The following is an 18,158-nucleotide window of genomic DNA, read 5'->3' on the forward strand; positions in this document are numbered from 1 at the left end:
AGAACCAGCGCCCCTCTTGGGATAGAACCAACGCCGGTGAATAACGGTGGTGCTGGCTGGCATGTGGAGGACGGGAGAACGAAAATGCTGCGTTCCGGAATTACGCCGATGGATCGAATCCCCGGCGAATTTCCAGAACGCAGCAAAATCGAATACAGCAGAACCGCGAACTGATGAAGCGGCAGGTGAACAAAGGGCGCGGGGCGCCGGGAATCAGAGCTCGACGATGCCGTTGGGCGTCTCGAACCGCACGGACATGATGCCCGGCGTGCCGTTCGGCGCCGTCCAAGCGACCTTGACATCGTCCAGGAGCGCGTCCACCGGCGTGCCCAGCCAGTCCGCCACGCGGGCCGACGAGCCGGCGATCGTCAGGCCGATCAGCTTGGCGGTCGCCTCGTAAGCCTTGGAGGGGTGCAGGTCTTCGGTGCCCTCGTCCCAGCGCAGCATGTACGGCACCTGCGGGTCCGCGATCAGGCCCTTGATGCCGATCTGCTGCCAGGACAGCTCGCGGCCGTCCGGGAACTTACGGTTGCCCGGGACAGCATTGCGGCCCAGCCGCTCCTCGAAGGGCGTCAGATCGTCAACTTCGACGCACCAGCCCATCCAGCCGCCGCCGGCCTCGGACCGGGCGCGCACCGCTTGTCCAAAGGGTGCCTTGTCCGACGCCGGGTGGGCCAGGACCTCGACGACCTCGAGATAGTGGTGGTCCGTCAGGGGGAAAATCATGTTCCGGGTACCAAAGCGGGGGTGCACCCCGCCCTTGACTGCCTCGATGCCCAGGGCCGAGGCAATTCGCTCGGTGGTGGCAGCCAGGCCATCGGGTTCACATGCATAGGAAACGTGGTCGAAACGCATAACTCATCTTGACATTTTGTGATCTGCCTCTCGACTTAGGGTGTCCTAACAGACATTCATACACCGTCACATACTTGCCGATCCGAAGGCCTTCGCCGAACCTTGATACAGGTCATGAGCGCCAGCATCGAGCCCCGGCTTGCTGGCCGGCAACCCTCCAACCGCGGTGGGGTGCCCCGGGTGAAGACCTGGTTTCCGCCACCAGGCGCGAAGCAAGCGCGGGTCGCAACCTGCAGCCACGCCATCGGCGGCCGCAGTGCTGACCCCTTCATATCAGCGAGGGAGTTGCAGTTATGTCCAACAACTGGTCATTCGAAACCCGACAGATCCACGCCGGCCAGGAGCCGGATGCGGCAACCGGAGCCCGGGCGCTGCCGATCTACCAGACCACATCGTTCGTCTTCCCCAGCACCGACAGCGCGGCGGACCGCTTCGCGCTGCAGGAGCTGGCGCCCATCTACACCCGGATCGGCAACCCGACGCAGGAAGCGGTCGAAACCCGCATCGCCAGCCTCGAAGGCGGCGTCGGCGCGCTCCTGCTTTCCTCGGGGCAGGCCGCGTCCACGTTCTCCATCCTGAACCTGGCCGAGGCCGGGGACCACATCGTCGCGAGCCCGAGCCTCTATGGCGGCACCTACAACCTGCTCCAGAACACGCTGCCGAAGTTCGGTATCCAGGTGACCTTCGTGGAGGACCCGGACAACCTGGACCAGTGGCGCGCAGCCGTGCAGCCGAACACCAAGGCGTTCTTCGGCGAAGTCGTCGCGAACCCGCGCCAGGATGTCCTGGACATCGAGGGCGTCAGCGCCGTCGCGCACGAGGCCGGCGTGCCGCTGATCGTCGACAACACCTTGGCCACCCCGTACCTGATCCGCCCGATCGAATGGGGCGCGGACATCGTCGTGCACTCCGCCACCAAGTACCTGGGCGGCCACGGCAGCGCCATCGCCGGCGTCGTCGTGGACTCGGGGAACTTCGACTTCGCCAAGGATCCGGAAAGGTTCCCGGGCTTCAACACCCCGGACGAGAGCTACAACGGCCTGGTCTTCGCCCGCGACCTGGGCGTCGGCGGCGCGCTCGGCGCGAACCTGGCCTACATCCTCAAGGCCCGCGTCCAGCTGCTGCGCGACCTGGGCTCCTCCGTGGCGCCGTTCAACGCCTTCCTCATCGCCCAGGGCCTCGAGACCCTGAGCCTGCGCGTGGAGCGGCACGTTTCCAACGCGCAGCAGGTGGCGCAGTGGCTGGAAAAGAACGACGCCGTCGAGTCCGTTGCGTACGCGGGGTTGCCTTCCAGCCCGTGGTACGAGCGCGGCCGCAAGTACGGACCGAAGGGGACCGGGGCCATCATCGCCTTCGAGATCTCCGGCGGGCTCGAGGCCGGCAAGCGCTTCGTCGACGGACTGGAACTCCACTCGCATGTGGCCAACGTCGGCGACGTACGCTCGCTGGTGATCCACCCGGCGTCGACCACGCACGCTCAGCTGTCGCCGGAGGCCCAGGTCGCCGCCGGCGTCACCCCGGGCCTCGTCCGGCTCGCCGTCGGCATTGAACACATCGACGACATCATCGCGGACCTGGAAGCCGGTTTCCGCGCGGCCAAGGGCGCAGCCTAAGGCGCTTTGAGATGAAGGAACCACAGGCATCACTTTGACAACACTGCAACCACAGGAATTGCTGAACACGGCAGCGGACGGCATCTTGCGCCACGCGTCCATCGGAGCCCTGGAATTCGAGACCGGCGGCTACCTGCCGGAGGTCGTCCTCGGCTATGAGACCTGGGGCACCTTGAACGAGGATGCCTCCAATGCCGTGCTCATCCAGCATGCCCTGACCGGCAGCACGCATGTTGCCCGTGGAGATTCCGACGAGCCGGGCTGGTGGGATCCGCTGGTGGGCCCCGGGGCCACCATCGATACGGACAAGTACTTCGTGGTGGCCGCCAACATGGTTGGCGGCTGCTACGGATCCACCGGTCCGGCCTCGCCGGCTCCCGACGGGCGTCCCTGGGGCTCCCGCTTCCCGATGGTCACCATCCGCGATTCGGTCCATGCCGAAGCCCGTCTGGCGGACCTGCTGGGCATCTGCCGCTGGCACGCCGTCCTCGGCGGCTCCATGGGCGGGGCACGCGCGCTCGAATGGGCCGCGACCTACCCCGAGCGCACAGCCCGCTGCGCCGTGATTGCCTGCGGCGCCGCCAGCACGGCCGAGCAGATCGCCTTCGCCCAGGCGCAGGTCCTGGCCATCCGGCTCGACCCGAACTTCAACGACGGCGACTACTACGAGGGCCAGGCCCCGGTGGACGGCCTCGGCATTGCCCGCCGGATCGCGCACATCAACTACCGCTCCGAGCCGGAGTTCGAGTACCGCTTCGGCCGCAACGCCCAGGGCACCGAGGAGCCCTTCGGCAGCGTCACCGCCGCAGGCCGCGGCCGCTACGCGGTGGAAAGCTACCTGGACCACCAGGCCAGCAAGCTGGCGGACCGTTTCGACGCCAACAGCTACATCCACATGACCGAGGCCCTGATGAGCCACGACGTGGCGCGCGGACGCGGCTCGGTGGCCGAGGCCCTGGCGGGTGCGGACACTGAGTTCCTGGTCGCCGCCGTCGACTCGGACCGGCTGTACTTCCCGGAGCAGTCGCGGCAGCTCGCCGCAGCCCTGCCCAACCCCGTGAAGGTCCACATGATCCAGGTGCCGACCGGCCACGACGGCTTCCTGACGGACATCCACCAGCTGCACGACGAGCTCACCGCCAGCTTCTTCCCGCGCGCCTAGGTTCGCGCCACCGCCGGCAGCGCCGGCTGCGGCGGCCGCTACCTTGGGGCGGCGCGCACGGAGATGTCCGCACTCAGCGGCCTGGCGAGGAACGTCCGGTAGCGTTCCAGCGCGCTGTGCAGCGCCTGCTCTTCGCCATCCTCCAGCGTCCGGTGCAGCAGGAGAGTGACGACGGCGGCGCCCGGCTTGAGCGCGTGCTGCCAGTTCCCGATCATGCGCCCGTCCAAAAGCACCACGTGGCTGGGCACCTTGGCGTTGGCCGGGGCCGGAGCGGCGCCGCCGAGATAGCTGCGGGTCGGGGTGTAGCCCATGACGTACTCGTCGTAGCACTGGATCAGGTCCACCCGCGGGCTGCGCGGACTCCGCGCGGGTGGTCCGCCGCCGTCGCACCAGAGGAATTCGTGGCCGTCGATCGCGGCCGACTCAACAGCGGCGGCACCGTCGGTGCAGCTTGCCGCAACCGCGAGTCCGCGCCGGACGTCCGCCTGCGTCAGGCCGGACCACAGTGCGCAGTCCTTGACGGTGGCCGGGCCGTGGCCGGAAAAGTAGCGGCGGACCAGCATCGCGAGCGCCGCGTCCCGGTCGAAGCCGCAGGGCAGCCGGGGCACGCGCTCGTCGAAGGCGGCATAGGTCTGCCGCACGGTGCCGCCGGAGGCCGGCCGGGGCACGCCGCTGACCAGCACCTCGTCCAGCTCCGCGTGGTAGACCAGATGGGCCAGCCGCTGGTTGCGCAGCGGGGAGCCCATGAGTTTCTCTCCGGTGTCCGGCAGTAGTCCGGCCCGTTCCAAGGCGCCGGCGAGGCCCTCCCGGGTCGCGTGCCGGCCGCCCGCGACGACGGCGCCAACCACCTCGTTGCTGCGGCGCACCGTTTCGGCCTCGATCCCCAGCTGGCCGTCCCGCGACTTGTTGCCGGCGCGCAGCCGCGGGGCGGAAAGCATCATCAGCCAGCGCAGGTCCCCTCGGTGCACGAAGTGCCAGGTCGGTCGAAGCACATGGGTGCGCAGGATGGTTCCGTCCTCGATGGCCGAGTCGACGGCCCCGGCGTCGTCCTTCCCGGGACCGGCGCACCGCTGGGCCAGGGACCAGCGCGCATACGCGTACTCCTGGGCCTGGACGGCCAGCAGGGCCTTCACCGCGGCGGGTGCGTCGGCGGCTCCGGGGCCCCAGAGCCGCTGGGCCAGCAGCCGCCGGCGCGGAATCGCAGCGGAAGTCAGAGTGCCCGGCATCCGGCGCTACTCCGCCGCGCCCGGCGGCATGCCCGGACCGAAAATGGGGCCCGCCGTCGGACGTTTGGGCGAAATGCCGTCGCCGGAGGACCGGTGCCGCAGCCTGCGCAGCACCCACGGGACCAGATGCTGCCGAGCCCAGACCAGGTCCTCGGCCCTGGCCGTCCGCCAGTGCTTCGGCGGCAGCGGTTTTGGTGTCTCGGGGTGCAGCGTGTGCCGGACATTCAGGGCGTCGAGCACCATCGCAGCCACCGTGTGGTGGCCCAGCGGGGAGAAATGCAGCCGGTCCGGCGCCCACATCCGCGCATCCTTGAGCTGGCGCAGCGCCCACATATCGGCGATAACCGCGTCGTGCCGGGCGGCCACGGTGCGCAGGTTCTCGTTGTAGATGGCGGCCTTGCCGCGGACGCTGCCAATGACGGGCGTGTCGCCGATGTCCGGGGCAGTGAAGAGCACGATCGTGGCCCCCGAGTCGGCCAGCTTGGCAATGGCGACGTCCATCTTCTCGGCCAGCGCATCCGGGTCGCCGCTGCGCCGGATGACGTCGTTGCCGCCGGCACAGATGGAAATCAGGTCAGGCGACAGGTCCAGCGCCGGCTGCAACTGCTCGTCGATGATCTGCTGCAGCAGCCGGCCGCGGATGGCCAGGTTGGCGTAGGCGAAGTCGGCGTGGCCACGGCTGAGTTCTTCTGCCACCCGGTCCGCCCAGCCGCGGTGGCCGCCGGGGCTCCCAGGGTCGGGATCGCCGATGCCCTCGGTGAAGGAATCGCCGATCGCGACGAAGCGGCTCCACGGGTGGTCGGGAGCGGAGTCGGGAGACGATAACGCTTCGGCACGGCTCAGGTTGGTCACAAGCACCATGGTCTCTCCCGGCCGCCGACTTCGCCACCGAAACGGTTGGCCAAAAACCTGAATCGGCTTTCAGAAAGTGCTGGCGCGCGGGGCTGTGGCGGCGCTAATGTTGGGGTCCATGGCGGCCAACGGCGGTCGCCGCGGACCCCTCGGGAGGAACCATGACGCTGCTGGACGGCATCACTGCCCGCCGACTGCCCACGGACCGGCTGACCGTCAACGTGCTGGAGCGGCAGGGGGATAGTCCCGGGGGCATCCCGGTGGTCCTGGTCCACGGCAACATCTCGTCAGCGCTCTTCTGGCAGGAGCTGATGCTCCGCCTGCCGGCGGATTACCGGGTCATCGCGGTCGACCTGCGCGGGTTCGGGGAGACCGACCCGGCACCCGTGGATGCCACGCGGGGGCTCGGCGACTTCAGCGATGATCTCGCCGCCACGCTCGATGTCCTGGGGCTGGCGGGGGTGCACTTGGTCGGCTGGAGCATGGGCGGTGGAGTCGTGATGCAGTATGCGCTGGAGCACCCGGTGCGCTCGCTCACGCTGCAGGCCCCGGTTCCGCCCTACGGCTTCGGCGGCACGGCCGGCCCCGAGGGCCGGCGGCTCACCGAGGACGATGCCGGGTGCGGCGGCGGGGGAGTGAACCCGGATTTTGTGGCGCGGCTGCGGGCCGGCGACCGGAGCGCCGAGGCGCCAACGTCGCCACTGAGCGTCTACCGCTCCGCCTACGTCCACGCCGGCTTCAGCTCCCCGCTCGAGGACATCTGGGTGGAATCGATGCTCAGCACCCGCACCGGCGACGACCATTACCCGGGCGACTCGGTGCCGTCGGACAACTGGCCCGGCTTCGCCGCCGGCAAGCGGGGCATCGCGAACGCGATGGCGCCCGGGTATTTCAATGTCGGCGCGCTCGCCGGACTGGCGGTGAAGCCGCCCATCCTCTGGATCCGCGGCGACTCGGATGCCATTGTCTCGGACGCGTCGTTCTTCGATGCCAACCAGCTGGGCAAGGCCGGCATCATTCCGGGCTGGCCCGGCGAAGACGTGGCCCCGCCCCAGCCGATGGTCGCCCAGACCCGTGCGCTGCTTGAGGAGTACGCGGCCGCCGGCGGCACTTCCCGGGAGGTGGTGCTGCCCAACTGCGGGCATTCCCCGCACCTTGAGTACCCGGCCGAATTCCAGGCCGAGCTGACCGCGCACATCGAAGCGGCCTCGGGGTCAAGCTGAGTGCCGCCGCGAAAGGCCGGGGCAACCCGGCGAGGCTAACTTGAAGCTTCAAGTAGTCGTGTGGGATGATGGCGGCATGACCGAAACTACTTACAAGCCCGTCGTTGTCTGGTCCAAGCCGGAGGCCGAGCGCGCAGGCACGCCGCTGCTCGTGCTCTTCCACGGCTACCTCTCCAACGAAGAGGACCTCATGGGCCTGGTTCCCGGCCTTCCCGAAGAGTTTACCGTCGCCGCCGTCCGCGCGCCGGTGGCGCTGGGCCCGGGCTTCAGCTGGTTCCCGCTGATGCATGAGCCCGACTTCTCCGTGGACAAGGTGACCAGCGCCGTGGCGGACGTGTGGAGCTGGCTGGACTCCGTCAAGGACCAGCATTCCAGCGTCTCGGTCCTCGGCTTCTCCATGGGTATGGCCGTGGCCACCTCCGTCATGCGCCACCGGCCGGACGAGATCGCCGCCGTCGTCGGGCTGTCCGGCTTCGTGATCCCGGCCGACGGCGATGTCTTCTTCCAGGACGAAGCGGTTAAGTCGCTCAAGCCCGCCGTGTTCTGGGGCCGCGACCAGGCGGATCAGGTCATCACGCCGGACAAGATCGAGTACACCCACGCCTGGCTCAACGAAAACGTCAACCTGACCAAGGTGCTCTACGCCGGCATCGGCCACGGCATCAATGCCCAGGAACTGGCTCACGTCAAGGAGTTCCTGACCTACAAGGTGCTCAACGCCAAGTAGCCGCGCGCCAACGCGAGGGGACGGTACAAACCGTCCCCTCGCCGTCGTTATTGACCGGCCTTGCGGGAATCCGCTGCAGCAGGCCAGTCAGGGCGGCGTCCGGACAGGCCCAGCAGCTTGTGCAGCGGCGAAGCTTCGCTCCCGACATCGATCCTTGGTCCGAAGGTCTTGCCCTCGCCCTGGAAATCCGGCGTCAGCATGGACGGCGCGAAGGCCAAGGACTGCTCCAGGCCGCCGGTTTCAGGCTGCCAGTCCTGGTCCGTGGCCCGGGCCAGGTCCCAGCCGTGCACCTGGTATTCCCACAGGATCATGCTCAGGGCCATCGGGCCGGGCATGGCGTCGGCACCGATGAACAGCGGGCGCTCCGCCGCATCGGGCAGGGCCTGCTCCAGCCGGCGGGACAGTTTCCGCACGTGGGCTGCGCCGTTGCCGGCCACGGCGGTGTCGGCCGGATCCGAACACCGACCGTCCGGATCTTCGAAGCCGGCGGTGAACGCACTCAGCCAGCCGACGACATGGCCGCGCAGCCCGGCGACGTCGAAGTCGGTGCAGGGCGTCGGATCGTGGTCCGCCGCCGCCGGGATGCGGCCGAGGACGTCGGCCAGCCGGGACACGGTCGAGATGAGGTAATCGTGGGTTTCCATGGATCAAGGCTAGGAACCGGCCCGCCGCCGGGGATTGAAGATCCGCGACAGTTTCCCTTGCTACTGTGTCGCTGTGGCGCATCGTCCGATTCCAGCCGACACGCGCGGAATCCTGTCCCCGCGCGAGATGATGCGGCATGTCGACTTCGTGCGCAGCGACCCGCCGGAACCGCTGGCAGGCTTGGCCGCATTCCTGTGGTCCGTGGCCTGGGAACTGCCCGACGGAACCACAAGGCGCCAGGACGTCCTTCCGCATCCGGCCGTCAACATCAGCATCGGCAACGCGCCGCCGGCCGGTGACGCGCCGCCCGAAGGACCGCACCAGGTCCGCATGGTTATCAACGGCGTGTCCACCGGGTTGACGACACGCATCCTGCGCAGCAGCGGGTGGAACCTTGCCATCAGGACGACGACGGGTGGTTTCGGCGCGTGGGTCGACGATGTCAGCGCCATCAACGACCGTGTTGCCGCCCCGTCCGGGCTGCTTGGCCTCGACGGGCCCGAGGTGGCCCGGCGGGTCGCCGAGGCCGGCCTGGCCGACGGCGGGCAGCTGCTCTGTGAGGCGATGATGGCCGCGCTTGAGTCCCGTCCGCGCCGCCGGATCGACCTCGCGCGCGAGGTCGCGGGGGTGGCCGCGGCGGCCGAGCGGTGCCGAACCATCGTCCGCGTCGAGCACCTTGCTTCGCTGGCCGGAGTGACGGTCCGCACCCTGCAGAGGGCGTTCCTGAGCTACGCCGGCGTGCCGCCCATGTGGGTGATCCGCAGGTACCGCCTGCTCGATGCTCTCGAGGAAGCCCGGGACGGGACGGCCGTCGACTGGGCCGGGCTGGCCCAGCGTCTCGGGTACTCCGACCAGGCCCACCTGACGAGGGACTTCACCAGGACCATCGGGGAATCACCGGCGGCCTACTGCGCGCGGCAGCAGATGCCCTTCTAGCCGCGGGCGACGCGCACCGTGCGCCCGCCGAAGCTCACCGTGTCCCCGGGGTGCAGCTGCCGGCCGCGGCGGGTCTCGGTCTCGCCGTTCACCTGGACCTGGGCGTCCTCGATGAACTCCTTGGCCTGCAAGCCGTCCTCGGCCAGGTTGGCCAGCTTCAGCAGCTGGCCCAGGCGGATCATCTCGTCGCGGATGTGGACATCTTCAATTCCGTCAATATCGTCGGCAGCCATGGTTCCATCATGCCGTGTCGGGCGCCGCCGGGGAGCCACGCGCCGGGCGATAGGGTGAATGTGTGCCGATGAACCCCAAAATGCCCCTGGCCGTCGGCCTGCCCTTGTCACTGTTCGCAGGCTTGTCGATGCCGGTCCAGGGGCGGATCAACGGTGCGCTCGGGGCGAGGCTCGACGACGGACTGGCGGCCGCCGTCGTCAGCTTCAGTACGGGACTGGTGCTGATGGTCCTGATCTGCGTCCTCGCGCCCGGCGCCCGCTCCGGGATGCGCCGCGTGCTGCCGGCGATCCGGGCCAGGAGTTTTCCATGGTGGTACCTGCTGGCCGGGGCCAGCGGAGCCATCCTGGTGCTGAGCCAGGGCGTCACCGTGGCGCTGATCGGCATTGCGCTCTTCACCGTCGCCGCCGTCACGGGACAGTCCGTCAGCGGCCTGCTCGTGGACCGCCTCGGCCTCGGGCCGGCGGGAAAGAAGAGCATCACGCCCCTCCGCGTCCTCAGCGCCCTGCTCACCGTGGCCGCGGTCGCCTGGGCGGTCTCGCCGAAGTTTTCTGCCGGCACGGACCAGGCCGGCTTGCTCGCTCTGGTGCTGCTGCCGCTGGTGGCCGGGTTCCTGCAAAGCTTCCAGCAGGCCTTCAACGGCACCCAGTCCGCGCACTACGGCTCGCCATTGCCGGCCACGATGGTCAACTTCATCGTGGGGACCGTACTGCTGTACATCGCCTGGCTGGTCAAGGTGGCCGTGGCCGGTCCGGGCAACCCGCTGCCGGACGAGTGGTGGTACTACCTCGGCGGTCCCATCGGCTGCCTCTTCATCAACTTCGCCACCGTGCTGGTCCGGTCCCTCGGCGTCCTGCTCACGGGCCTCGGCATGATCGCCGGGCAGGTGCTCGGCTCGCTGCTGCTGGACGTGCTTTTTCCCGCACCCGGCACCGTTATTACGACGGCGACCGTCCTGGGCACGGTACTGACCCTGGCTGCGGTGGTGCTCGCCACGCTGCCGTGGCCGCGCAACTCCTTTGCGGTCCTGCGGCGGCGGAAGGGGCAGCGGTGAGCGAACCGGTGGCGGATTTCGGCGCGCTGCGTCCGCATCTGGTGGACCTCAGCAACGGCAAGCTGTCTCCGGGCGGCCTGGTCTCGACCACGCCCGCGGACGTGGACCGGATCTTTGAGGAGCACCTGCCCCGGTTCATCTCCGGGCGGCCTGGTCCGGCTCCCGTGCTCTTCTGGGCGCACGGCGGCCTGGTGGATGAGCGGACCGGACTGGAGGCTGCGGCCAGCCAGGTGCAGTGGTGGCTGGCCAACGGGGTCTACCCGGTCTACTTCGTCTGGGAGACCGGACTGCTGCAGGTCCTGTCCGACCGGATCCGCCGGGGCGCCCAGCGATACCGGCTGTTTCCGGCGCTGAGCCTGATGAAGGCGGGCGGCACGGGCGCCGCCCCGCCGGTGCCCACCCTGGTGCCGCGGGCACTGCCGCCGCTAACGGAAGCCGCCGACACGTTCGTTGAATGGGTGGCCAGGCACGCCGGAGGCCCGGCGGTCTGGGCCGACATCAAGGCCAACGCCGCCCGGGCCGGGGCCAAGGCCGGCAGCCTCGCCGGCGAAGGCGGTGCGCGCTACGTCGCACGCCGGCTCGCGGCGTTCAACCGGGCCCATGCCGGGGACGTCGGGCTGCACGCAGTCGGCCACAGTGCCGGCGCCATCTTCCAGTCCAGCTTCCTGCGGGCGGCCTTCGAGGAGGGCGTCGGGGCCTTCGAATCCCTGGCGCTGCTGGACCCGGCACTGACCGTGGGAGATTTCAAGACCGGACTGCTGCCGCTGCTTGGGAGCCGGATCAGGGTCCTGTCCCAGTTCAGCCTGGGCCGGCAGCGGGCCCTCGACGACGTCTGCGAAGTCCGGGGAGTCAGGTTCTACAACAAGTCGCTGCTGTACCTGATCCACCGCGCCTTGGAGGAGCATCCGGATACCCCGCTGCTCGGCCTCGAGGAGAACGTGGCGGCCGATCCGGATCTTGCGGCGCTCTTCGCCGGCGGGACGCTGGCCGAAGCGGTCTGGTCGCCACAGCTGAGCGGACCGGACGCCAGCCGGAGCGACGCGCGCAGCCACACCGGGATCGACAGCGACACGCTGACCATGGAGAGCCTGGCCCACCGCGTGACCGGCCGCGGCGCCGTCGTGCCTTTCCCCGGGTAGGCCCGACCCCGTCCGGACGCGCCCGGCGCGTCATCCGGCGCCCGCCATACCTGCGCCGTGCCGCCGTTTCGGTAGGCTAACGTTGTAGTTTCGCTTCGCACCAACCACACGCCACGGACCGCACCCAGCGGCCCATGCAGAGACTGGAGAACCACCTGATGGCAGCTGCCAAATCCAAGCTTGATCCGATCATCTCGCTGGCCAAGCGCCGCGGCTTTGTCTTCCAAGCCGGCGAGATCTACGGCGGATCCCGCTCGGCCTGGGACTACGGCCCCCTCGGCGTCGAGCTCAAGGAGAACATCAAGCGCCAGTGGTGGCAGTCCGTGGTCCGCGGCCGCGAGGACGTCGTCGGCCTCGATTCCTCCGTCATCCTGCCCCGCCAGGTCTGGGAGGCCTCCGGCCACGTCGAGGTCTTTTCCGACCCGCTGGTGGAGTGCCTGAGCTGCCACAAGCGCTACCGCGCCGACCACCTCGAGGAAGAGTACGAGGAGAAGAAGGGCCGGCCGGCCGAGAACGGCCTGAAGGACATCGCCTGCGCCAACTGCGGCACCAAGGGCGAATGGACCGAACCGCAGGAATTCTCCGGCCTGCTCAAGACCTTCCTGGGACCGGTGGCCAGCGAAGAAGGCCTGCACTACCTCCGCCCCGAGACCGCGCAGGGCATTTTCGTGAACTTCAACAACGTGCTCACCACCTCGCGGCGGAAGCCCCCGTTCGGCATCGGCCAGATCGGCAAGAGCTTCCGCAACGAAATCACCCCCGGCAACTTCATCTTCCGCACCCGCGAGTTCGAGCAGATGGAGATGGAGTTCTTCGTCGAGCCCGGCACCGATGACGAGTGGCACAAGTACTGGATCGAAACCCGCCTGAAGTGGTACACCGACCTGGGCATCAACCCGGAGAACCTGCGCCTCTTCGAGCACCCGCTGGACAAGCTCAGCCACTACTCCAAGGGCACCACGGACATCGAATACCGCTTCGGCTTCCAGGGCTCGGAATGGGGCGAGCTGGAGGGCATCGCCAACCGCACGGACTTCGACCTAAGCACGCATTCCAAGCACTCCGGCACGGACCTGAGCTACTTCAACCAGGCGACCAACGAGCGCTTCACTCCGTACGTGATCGAGCCGGCGGCCGGCCTGACCCGCTCCTTCATGGCCTTCCTCGTCGACGCCTATGCCGAGGACGAGGCCCCGAACGCCAAGGGCGGCGTGGACAAGCGCACCGTGCTGAAGCTCGACCCCCGGCTGGCGCCGGTCAAGGCCGCGGTGCTGCCGCTGAGCCGCAACGAGGACCTCTCGCCCAAGGCGAAGGAACTCGGCGCGCAGCTGCGCCGGAACTGGAACATCGAATTCGACGACGCCGGCGCGATCGGCCGCCGCTACCGCCGGCAGGACGAGATCGGCACGCCGTTCTGCATCACGGTGGACTTCGACACGCTCGAGGACCAGGCCGTGACCATCCGCGAGCGGGACACGATGTCGCAGGACCGGGTCAGCCTGGACAAGGTGGAGAGCTACCTGGCCGGCCGCCTCGTCGGGGCCTGACCGACCGCGCCGACGCGACGCAACTTCCTAGGAGCAACATGGCTGAGCTGAACTACCGGCAATGGCGCGACGGCGACGACCTCGCCCTGCTGGAAATCTGGGGCGACCCGGAAACCACCCAGGTGGAGCACTTCCGCGCGATCCTGCGGCCCTCGTCCGACGCGCCGTGGTCCCGCTGCATCGTGGCCGAGGACCAGGGGGTTCCGGTCGCCGCGGGCGTGGTCTACGAGACGAGCCTGCACCCGGAGCGGCTTTGGGCCTACGTCGAAGTGGCCAAGGACCACCGCCGTTCCGGGGTGGGTTCGACGCTCCTGGGCATGCTGCGCGGGGAAGCCGAACACTCGCCGTCGGGCGTGACCAGGCTGCGCGCGAAGGTGGTGCCGGAGAGCACCGGCGCCGGTTTCGCCGCCGCCGCCGGGCTCAGCCCGATCCAGACCTCGCGCGTGGTCACGGTCCAGCCCGGCGCCCTGCCGCTGCCGGACCTGGCCGCGGAGGGCGGCCCGCGCCTGGAGGAAGCTGCCACCGGTTCGGTGGAACTGACGACGGCGGTCACGGACTTCTACAATTCCGTGCACGTGTGGGACCGGGCGGACATGACGCTGGGCCGTGCCCAGCAGATCCTGCTCAACGACGCCGCCGGCGCTTCCGGAGCGGTGGTGCTGCGCAGCGCGCCCAAGGACCAGGGCGGCACCATCAGCGCGTTCGCCGTCAGCTACACCCAGCAGCGGACCGATGCCCCGGCAGACGTGCTGCTGGGCTATGACACCGCACTGGCTCCGGCGGAGGCCGAGCAGGCCGTGCGCAGCCTGCTCGCGATGCTGGTCCACCAGTACCCGGTCCAGGTCGAGGTCGATGACTCGATGACCGCCGTAGTCGCCGTGCTCGAGCCGCTGCTGGCGGCGGGCACGGCGGCCAGGACCGGACCGGCCACCGCCATCGTCAGCGACTGAGGCGTGGGACACGGGCACACCCACACGCATGACGCGGACGTCCCTCCGGACCCGGGTACGCTGGCGGCCCGGCGCAAGGCCAACCTGCTGCTCGCGGCCATCCTGCTGCCGGTAACCGTCCTGACACTGGTCGGCATGATCGCGCTGTGGCCGTCCGGGGACCGCTCCGGCGTGACCGTGGTGGACCCGTACGCCACGGCCCCCGGCGTCTCCTTCGAGACCGGAACGGTGCAGCGCGTGGAAACCGAGACCTGCCCGTCCTCGCAATCCGCGATCGACGCCGGCGGCGAAGGCCAGCAGTGCATGGTGGCCTACACCGAGCCGAAGTCGGGAGGCCCGCTCCAGCCGGTCGAGATCACCCCGGAAATCGCGCAGTCCCGCGGCGTCGAGGCGGGGGACTCCATCCGCTACCTGGACCTCAGCCGGATCATGCCGGACCAGCCGAACACGCTGATCTTCGTCGACTTCGTCCGCAGCGTGCCGATGGTGCTGCTCGCGGTGCTGTACGCCGTCGTCGTCGTGGCGGTGGCGCGCTGGCGCGGCTTCCGGGCCATCCTGGGCCTGGCCGGCGCCTTCGTGGTGCTGGCGCAGTTCGTCCTGCCCGGCCTGGTCGAGGGCAAGCCGCCGCTGCTGCTGGGGCTGATCGGCTCGGTGGTGATCATGGTCGGGGTCCTCTACTTCGCCCACGGCTTCTCCGCCCGCACCTCCACGGCCCTGCTCGGCACCATGTTCGGCCTCGGCGTGACGGCGCTGATGGCCGGCTGGGCCACGGACGCCGCCTACCTGACCGGCGTGGGGGACGAAGACACCTACCAGCTGGTCAACATGGCGGACACGATCTCGCTCTCCGGCGTCATCATGTGCGGGCTGATCATCTCGGGCCTCGGCGTGCTCAACGATGTGACCATCACGCAGTCTTCCGCCGTCTGGGAAATGTACGAGCTGGCCCCGCAGGCTTCCGCGCGCCGGCTGTTCACCGGCGCCATGCGCGTGGGCCGCGACCATATCGCCTCCACCGTCTACACGATCGCCTTCGCGTATGCCGGCGCCGCGCTTCCGGTGCTCATCCTCGTCTCGCTCTACGAGCGGCCGCTGTTCGACACGCTCTCCAGCGGGGAACTGGCCGAAGAGATCGTGCGGACCCTGGTCGGCTCCATCGGCCTGGTGCTGGCCATCCCGATGACCACGCTGATCGCCGTCCTGGTGGTCAAGGCCACCGGCATCCGCCGTGCCCCGGACGTCACCGTGGACGTGGCCGGCGGCGGACCGCTGAATGGTTCTTCGCTTCCGGGGGACCGCACCGCGGCACGGTATCAGGGCGGCAACGACGTCGGTGCCTCCGTTCCCGGCGGGGCGGACGACGGCGGTGCCTCCGTTCCGGTGTTGGCGGGCAAGCCCGTCGGACAGCCGCCGACCCGCAGGGCCCGGCGGCGCGCCGAGCGGGATTGAGCCCGCCCGGGCGGCGCCGTCCACAGGCGCGCGCGTGGATTTGCCCGGATTTGAGAGAATAGGCAGGTGACTGTTACCGCTGTACCCGCCTCCGCCACCCGACTGGAGCTCCCTCCGCTGAAGCTCGGGCCGCTGACCATCGACACCCCGGTGGTCCTGGCTCCCATGGCCGGCATCACCAACAAGGCCTTCCGCCGGCTCTGCCGCGAGTACGGAGGCGGCCTCTACGTGGCCGAAATGGTCACCTCCCGGGCACTCGTGGAACGCAACCGCGAATCGATGCGCATCATCTCGCACGACGAGGATGAGAAGGTCCGGTCGGTGCAGCTGTACGGCGTCGATCCCAAGACGGTCGGAGCCGCCGTGCGGATGCTGGTCGAGGAGGAGCGGGCGGACCACATCGACCTCAACTTCGGCTGCCCGGTGCCCAAGGTCACCCGCCGGGGCGGCGGCTCGGCGCTGCCGTGGAAGTCGGAACTGTTCACCGCGATTGTCCAGGCGGCCACCCGCGAAGCCGGCCGCGGCAACATCCCGCTGACCATCAAGATGCGCAAGGGCATCGACGAGGACCACCTGACATACATCGACGCCGGCAAGATCGCGCGCGACGCCGGTGTCGCCGCCGTCGCACTGCACGGCCGCACCACCAGCCAGTTCTACTCGGGCACGGCGGACTGGGACTCGATTGCCCGGCTCCGGGAAGCCCTGCCGGACATCCCCGTCCTCGGCAACGGTGACATCTGGAGCGCGGAGGACGCCGTGCGGATGGTGCGCCAGACCGGCGTGGACGGCATCGTCGTCGGCCGCGGCTGCCAGGGGCGGCCCTGGCTCTTCGGCGATCTGCAGGCCGCCTTCGAGGGTACGGACCGGCGCTTCCGGCCCGGGCTGAAAGAGGTCGCGGACAGCTTCTACCGGCACGCCGAACTGCTGGTCGACTACTTCGAGGACGAGGGCAAGGCCCTGCGCGACATCCGCAAGCACGTGGCCTGGTACTTCAAGGGCTACCAGGTCGGCGGCGAACTGCGGGCGGCGCTGGCCGCCGTGCCCACGCTCGAGGTCCTGCGCGGCCTGCTGGACCAGCTGGATCCGTCCGCCCCGTATCCCGGCGCGGACGCCGAGGGACCGCGCGGGCGGGCCGGCACGCCCAAACGGCCGGCGCTGCCGGACGGCTGGCTGGACAGCCGTGAGCTGGACGAGAACCACCGGGCCATGATCGCCGCGGCAGAACTGGATGTTTCCGGTGGCTGAGCAGGTGGCGCTGACGCCGGCCCCGCTGATGCCGGGCTACACGGAGACGGACCAGGAACGCTGGGTGGCGGAGCCTGCCAAGAGCACCTACCGCACGCACTTCGAGCGGGACCGCGCCCGCGTGCTGCATTCCTCCGCACTCCGCCGGCTCGGTGCGAAGACGCAGGTCGTCTCCCCGTCCACGGACGACTTCGTCCGCACCCGCCTGACCCACAGCCTCGAGGTCGCCCAGGTCGGCCGCGAGCTGGGGCGCACCCTGGGCTGCGATCCGGACGTCGTGGACACCGCGTGCCTCGCCCATGACCTCGGCCACCCGCCGTTCGGCCACAATGGCGAAGCCGCGCTCAACGCCGCGGCCCACGCCATCGGCGGCTTCGAGGGCAACGCCCAGACCCTGCGCCTGCTCACCCGGCTGGAGCCGAAGGTCGTTCGTCCGGACGGCACACCCGCCGGCCTGAACCTGACCCGCGCCAGCCTGGACGCCGCCAGCAAGTACCCCTGGTCCGCAGCGGATGCCCCGGTGATCCACGGCAAGCGCACCAGCAAGTTCGGCGCCTACGAGGATGACCTGCCGGTCTTCCAGTGGCTGCGCGAAGGGGCGCCGGAGCGCCGGTCCTGCATCGAGGCCCAGGTGATGGACCTCGCGGACGACATCTCCTATTCGGTGCACGACGTCGAGGACGCCATCGTCGCCGGCCGCGTCCAGCTCAAGTGGATGGATACCGCCGACCACCGCAGCCGCGTCATCGGCTACACCCGGCAGTGGTACCTGCCGCACACCGACCCGGCGGAAGTGGACGCTGCGCTGAGCCGGCTCCAGGAGTCCGGCGTCTGGGTGCCGGAGGCGGACGGCAGCCGCAGGTCCATGGCGGCACTGAAGGACATGACCAGCCAGCTCATTGGCCGGTTCTGTTCCAGCGCGCTGGAGGCGACACGGGCCATTTACGGGCCGGACCCGCTGACCCGCTATGCCGCCGAACTGGTGGTCCCGCAGGAGACCGTGCTGGAAATCGCTGTCATGAAGGGCCTGGCGACCACGTTCGTCATGACCGCGGACCTCCGCCAGCCGATCTACGAGCGCCAGCAGGAAATCCTGACCGACCTGGTCCATGAACTGCACGCCACGGGCGCCCGCCACCTGGAACAAGCCTTCGCGGCGGACTGGCAGGCCGCGGCCGACGACGGTGCGCGCCTTCGCGTGGTCATCGACCAGATCGCGTCCCTCACCGACGTTTCCGCCATCGCGCTGCACGAGAGGCTGATGGGCTCGCACCGCACCCTGCTCTGAGGGGCCGCGGCCG

Annotated in this window: 17 protein-coding genes and 1 riboswitch; of the genes, 12 read left to right on the top strand and 5 right to left on the bottom strand. The window is 69.4% G+C overall.

The window, feature by feature from the left end; translation table 11 throughout:
• Positions 1-213 precede the first annotated feature (213 nt).
• Positions 214-855: a VOC family protein gene (locus WFH44_RS02905; RefSeq protein WP_336711588.1), complete on the bottom strand. Its 642-nt coding sequence runs from the start codon at positions 853-855 to the stop codon at positions 214-216.
• A gap of 110 nt (positions 856-965) precedes the next feature.
• Positions 966-1,080, top strand: a riboswitch (SAM riboswitch).
• Between the two features lie 68 nt (positions 1,081-1,148).
• On the opposite strand from WFH44_RS02905, the gene WFH44_RS02910 reads away from it, so the two are divergent.
• Positions 1,149-2,468, top strand: coding sequence for a bifunctional o-acetylhomoserine/o-acetylserine sulfhydrylase (locus WFH44_RS02910; protein WP_336711589.1), 1,320 nt, complete (start codon positions 1,149-1,151; stop codon positions 2,466-2,468).
• Positions 2,469-2,502: 34 nt separating this feature from the next.
• Positions 2,503-3,630, top strand: a complete 1,128-nt coding sequence (metX, locus tag WFH44_RS02915) for a homoserine O-acetyltransferase MetX (RefSeq protein WP_336711590.1) — start codon at positions 2,503-2,505, stop codon at positions 3,628-3,630.
• A 38-nt stretch (positions 3,631-3,668) separates the two neighbouring features.
• Here the strand turns inward: metX and WFH44_RS02920 are convergent, their stop codons facing one another.
• Both WFH44_RS02920 and WFH44_RS02925 read right to left on the bottom strand, forming a co-directional pair.
• Positions 3,669-4,856, bottom strand: a complete 1,188-nt coding sequence (locus WFH44_RS02920; RefSeq protein ID WP_336711591.1) for a winged helix DNA-binding domain-containing protein — start codon at positions 4,854-4,856, stop codon at positions 3,669-3,671.
• Between the two features lie 6 nt (positions 4,857-4,862).
• On the bottom strand, positions 4,863-5,717 hold the full coding sequence (locus WFH44_RS02925; RefSeq protein ID WP_442892853.1) for an SGNH/GDSL hydrolase family protein: 855 nt from the start codon (positions 5,715-5,717) through the stop codon (positions 4,863-4,865).
• Between the two features lie 152 nt (positions 5,718-5,869).
• On the opposite strand from WFH44_RS02925, the gene WFH44_RS02930 reads away from it, so the two are divergent.
• Both WFH44_RS02930 and WFH44_RS02935 read left to right on the top strand, forming a co-directional pair.
• Complete coding sequence (locus tag WFH44_RS02930) at positions 5,870-6,931, top strand: alpha/beta hydrolase (RefSeq protein WP_336711592.1); 1,062 nt, start codon at positions 5,870-5,872, stop codon at positions 6,929-6,931.
• 76 nt (positions 6,932-7,007) lie between these two features.
• A complete protein-coding gene (locus WFH44_RS02935; RefSeq protein ID WP_336711593.1) occupies positions 7,008-7,658 on the top strand; it encodes an alpha/beta hydrolase in 651 nt (216 codons plus the stop codon).
• Between the two features lie 47 nt (positions 7,659-7,705).
• Here WFH44_RS02935 and WFH44_RS02940 read toward each other — a convergent pair whose 3' ends face one another.
• The gene (locus WFH44_RS02940) at positions 7,706-8,302 is read right to left on the bottom strand and encodes a TIGR03086 family metal-binding protein (RefSeq protein WP_336711594.1); all 597 of its coding nucleotides are present in this window, start codon (positions 8,300-8,302) and stop codon (positions 7,706-7,708) included.
• Between the two features lie 73 nt (positions 8,303-8,375).
• On the opposite strand from WFH44_RS02940, the gene WFH44_RS02945 reads away from it, so the two are divergent.
• Complete coding sequence (locus tag WFH44_RS02945; RefSeq protein ID WP_336711596.1) at positions 8,376-9,239, top strand: helix-turn-helix domain-containing protein; 864 nt, start codon at positions 8,376-8,378, stop codon at positions 9,237-9,239.
• On the opposite strand, the gene WFH44_RS02950 is transcribed toward WFH44_RS02945, so the two are convergent.
• Positions 9,236-9,472 carry an RNA-binding S4 domain-containing protein gene (locus WFH44_RS02950; protein ID WP_262104071.1) on the bottom strand — a complete coding sequence of 79 codons (237 nt, stop codon included), beginning with the start codon at positions 9,470-9,472 and terminating at the stop codon, positions 9,236-9,238. The genes WFH44_RS02945 and WFH44_RS02950 overlap by 4 nt on opposite strands.
• Before the next feature lie 68 nt (positions 9,473-9,540).
• Here WFH44_RS02950 and WFH44_RS02955 point away from each other — a divergent pair, with 68 nt between their 5' ends.
• The 7 genes from WFH44_RS02955 to WFH44_RS02985 all read left to right on the top strand — a co-directional run bounded on the left by WFH44_RS02955 (position 9,541) and on the right by WFH44_RS02985 (position 18,145).
• Positions 9,541-10,524: a DMT family transporter gene (locus WFH44_RS02955; RefSeq protein ID WP_442892854.1), complete on the top strand. Its 984-nt coding sequence runs from the start codon at positions 9,541-9,543 to the stop codon at positions 10,522-10,524.
• The gene (locus WFH44_RS02960; protein ID WP_336711599.1) at positions 10,521-11,663 is read left to right on the top strand and encodes a hypothetical protein; all 1,143 of its coding nucleotides are present in this window, start codon (positions 10,521-10,523) and stop codon (positions 11,661-11,663) included. The genes WFH44_RS02955 and WFH44_RS02960 overlap by 4 nt, the downstream gene beginning before the upstream one ends.
• A 158-nt stretch (positions 11,664-11,821) precedes the next feature.
• On the top strand, positions 11,822-13,210 hold the full coding sequence (locus WFH44_RS02965; protein ID WP_336711817.1) for a glycine--tRNA ligase: 1,389 nt from the start codon (positions 11,822-11,824) through the stop codon (positions 13,208-13,210).
• Positions 13,211-13,248: 38 nt separating this feature from the next.
• The gene (locus WFH44_RS02970) at positions 13,249-14,160 is read left to right on the top strand and encodes a GNAT family N-acetyltransferase (protein ID WP_336711601.1); all 912 of its coding nucleotides are present in this window, start codon (positions 13,249-13,251) and stop codon (positions 14,158-14,160) included.
• Between the two features lie 3 nt (positions 14,161-14,163).
• The gene (locus WFH44_RS02975; protein ID WP_336711603.1) at positions 14,164-15,609 is read left to right on the top strand and encodes a YibE/F family protein; all 1,446 of its coding nucleotides are present in this window, start codon (positions 14,164-14,166) and stop codon (positions 15,607-15,609) included.
• A gap of 66 nt (positions 15,610-15,675) precedes the next feature.
• Complete coding sequence (gene dusB, locus WFH44_RS02980; RefSeq protein ID WP_336711604.1) at positions 15,676-16,857, top strand: tRNA dihydrouridine synthase DusB; 1,182 nt, start codon at positions 15,676-15,678, stop codon at positions 16,855-16,857.
• Entirely contained in the window at positions 16,841-18,145 is a 1,305-nt protein-coding gene (locus WFH44_RS02985) for a deoxyguanosinetriphosphate triphosphohydrolase (protein WP_336711606.1), read from the top strand. Before dusB ends, WFH44_RS02985 begins: the two co-directional genes overlap by 17 nt.
• Positions 18,146-18,158 lie beyond the last annotated feature (13 nt).

It is taken from the genome of Arthrobacter sp. USHLN218 (genome assembly GCF_037144715.1).
In the GTDB taxonomy this organism is placed as follows: domain Bacteria; phylum Actinomycetota; class Actinomycetes; order Actinomycetales; family Micrococcaceae; genus Crystallibacter.

Coding starts and splice junctions, on each gene's coding strand:
- WFH44_RS02985 (WP_336711606.1), top strand. CDS start 16,841: ATGTTTCCGGTGGCTGAGCAGGTGGCGCTGACGCCGGCCCCGCTGATG.
- WFH44_RS02950 (WP_262104071.1), bottom strand. CDS start 9,472: ATGGCTGCCGACGATATTGACGGAATTGAAGATGTCCACATCCGCGAC.
- WFH44_RS02965 (WP_336711817.1), top strand. CDS start 11,822: ATGGCAGCTGCCAAATCCAAGCTTGATCCGATCATCTCGCTGGCCAAG.
- WFH44_RS02905 (WP_336711588.1), bottom strand. CDS start 855: ATGCGTTTCGACCACGTTTCCTATGCATGTGAACCCGATGGCCTGGCT.
- WFH44_RS02925 (WP_442892853.1), bottom strand. CDS start 5,717: ATGGTGCTTGTGACCAACCTGAGCCGTGCCGAAGCGTTATCGTCTCCC.
- WFH44_RS02930 (WP_336711592.1), top strand. CDS start 5,870: ATGACGCTGCTGGACGGCATCACTGCCCGCCGACTGCCCACGGACCGG.
- WFH44_RS02910 (WP_336711589.1), top strand. CDS start 1,149: ATGTCCAACAACTGGTCATTCGAAACCCGACAGATCCACGCCGGCCAG.
- WFH44_RS02935 (WP_336711593.1), top strand. CDS start 7,008: ATGACCGAAACTACTTACAAGCCCGTCGTTGTCTGGTCCAAGCCGGAG.
- WFH44_RS02955 (WP_442892854.1), top strand. CDS start 9,541: ATGAACCCCAAAATGCCCCTGGCCGTCGGCCTGCCCTTGTCACTGTTC.
- WFH44_RS02940 (WP_336711594.1), bottom strand. CDS start 8,302: ATGGAAACCCACGATTACCTCATCTCGACCGTGTCCCGGCTGGCCGAC.
- WFH44_RS02970 (WP_336711601.1), top strand. CDS start 13,249: ATGGCTGAGCTGAACTACCGGCAATGGCGCGACGGCGACGACCTCGCC.
- WFH44_RS02920 (WP_336711591.1), bottom strand. CDS start 4,856: ATGCCGGGCACTCTGACTTCCGCTGCGATTCCGCGCCGGCGGCTGCTG.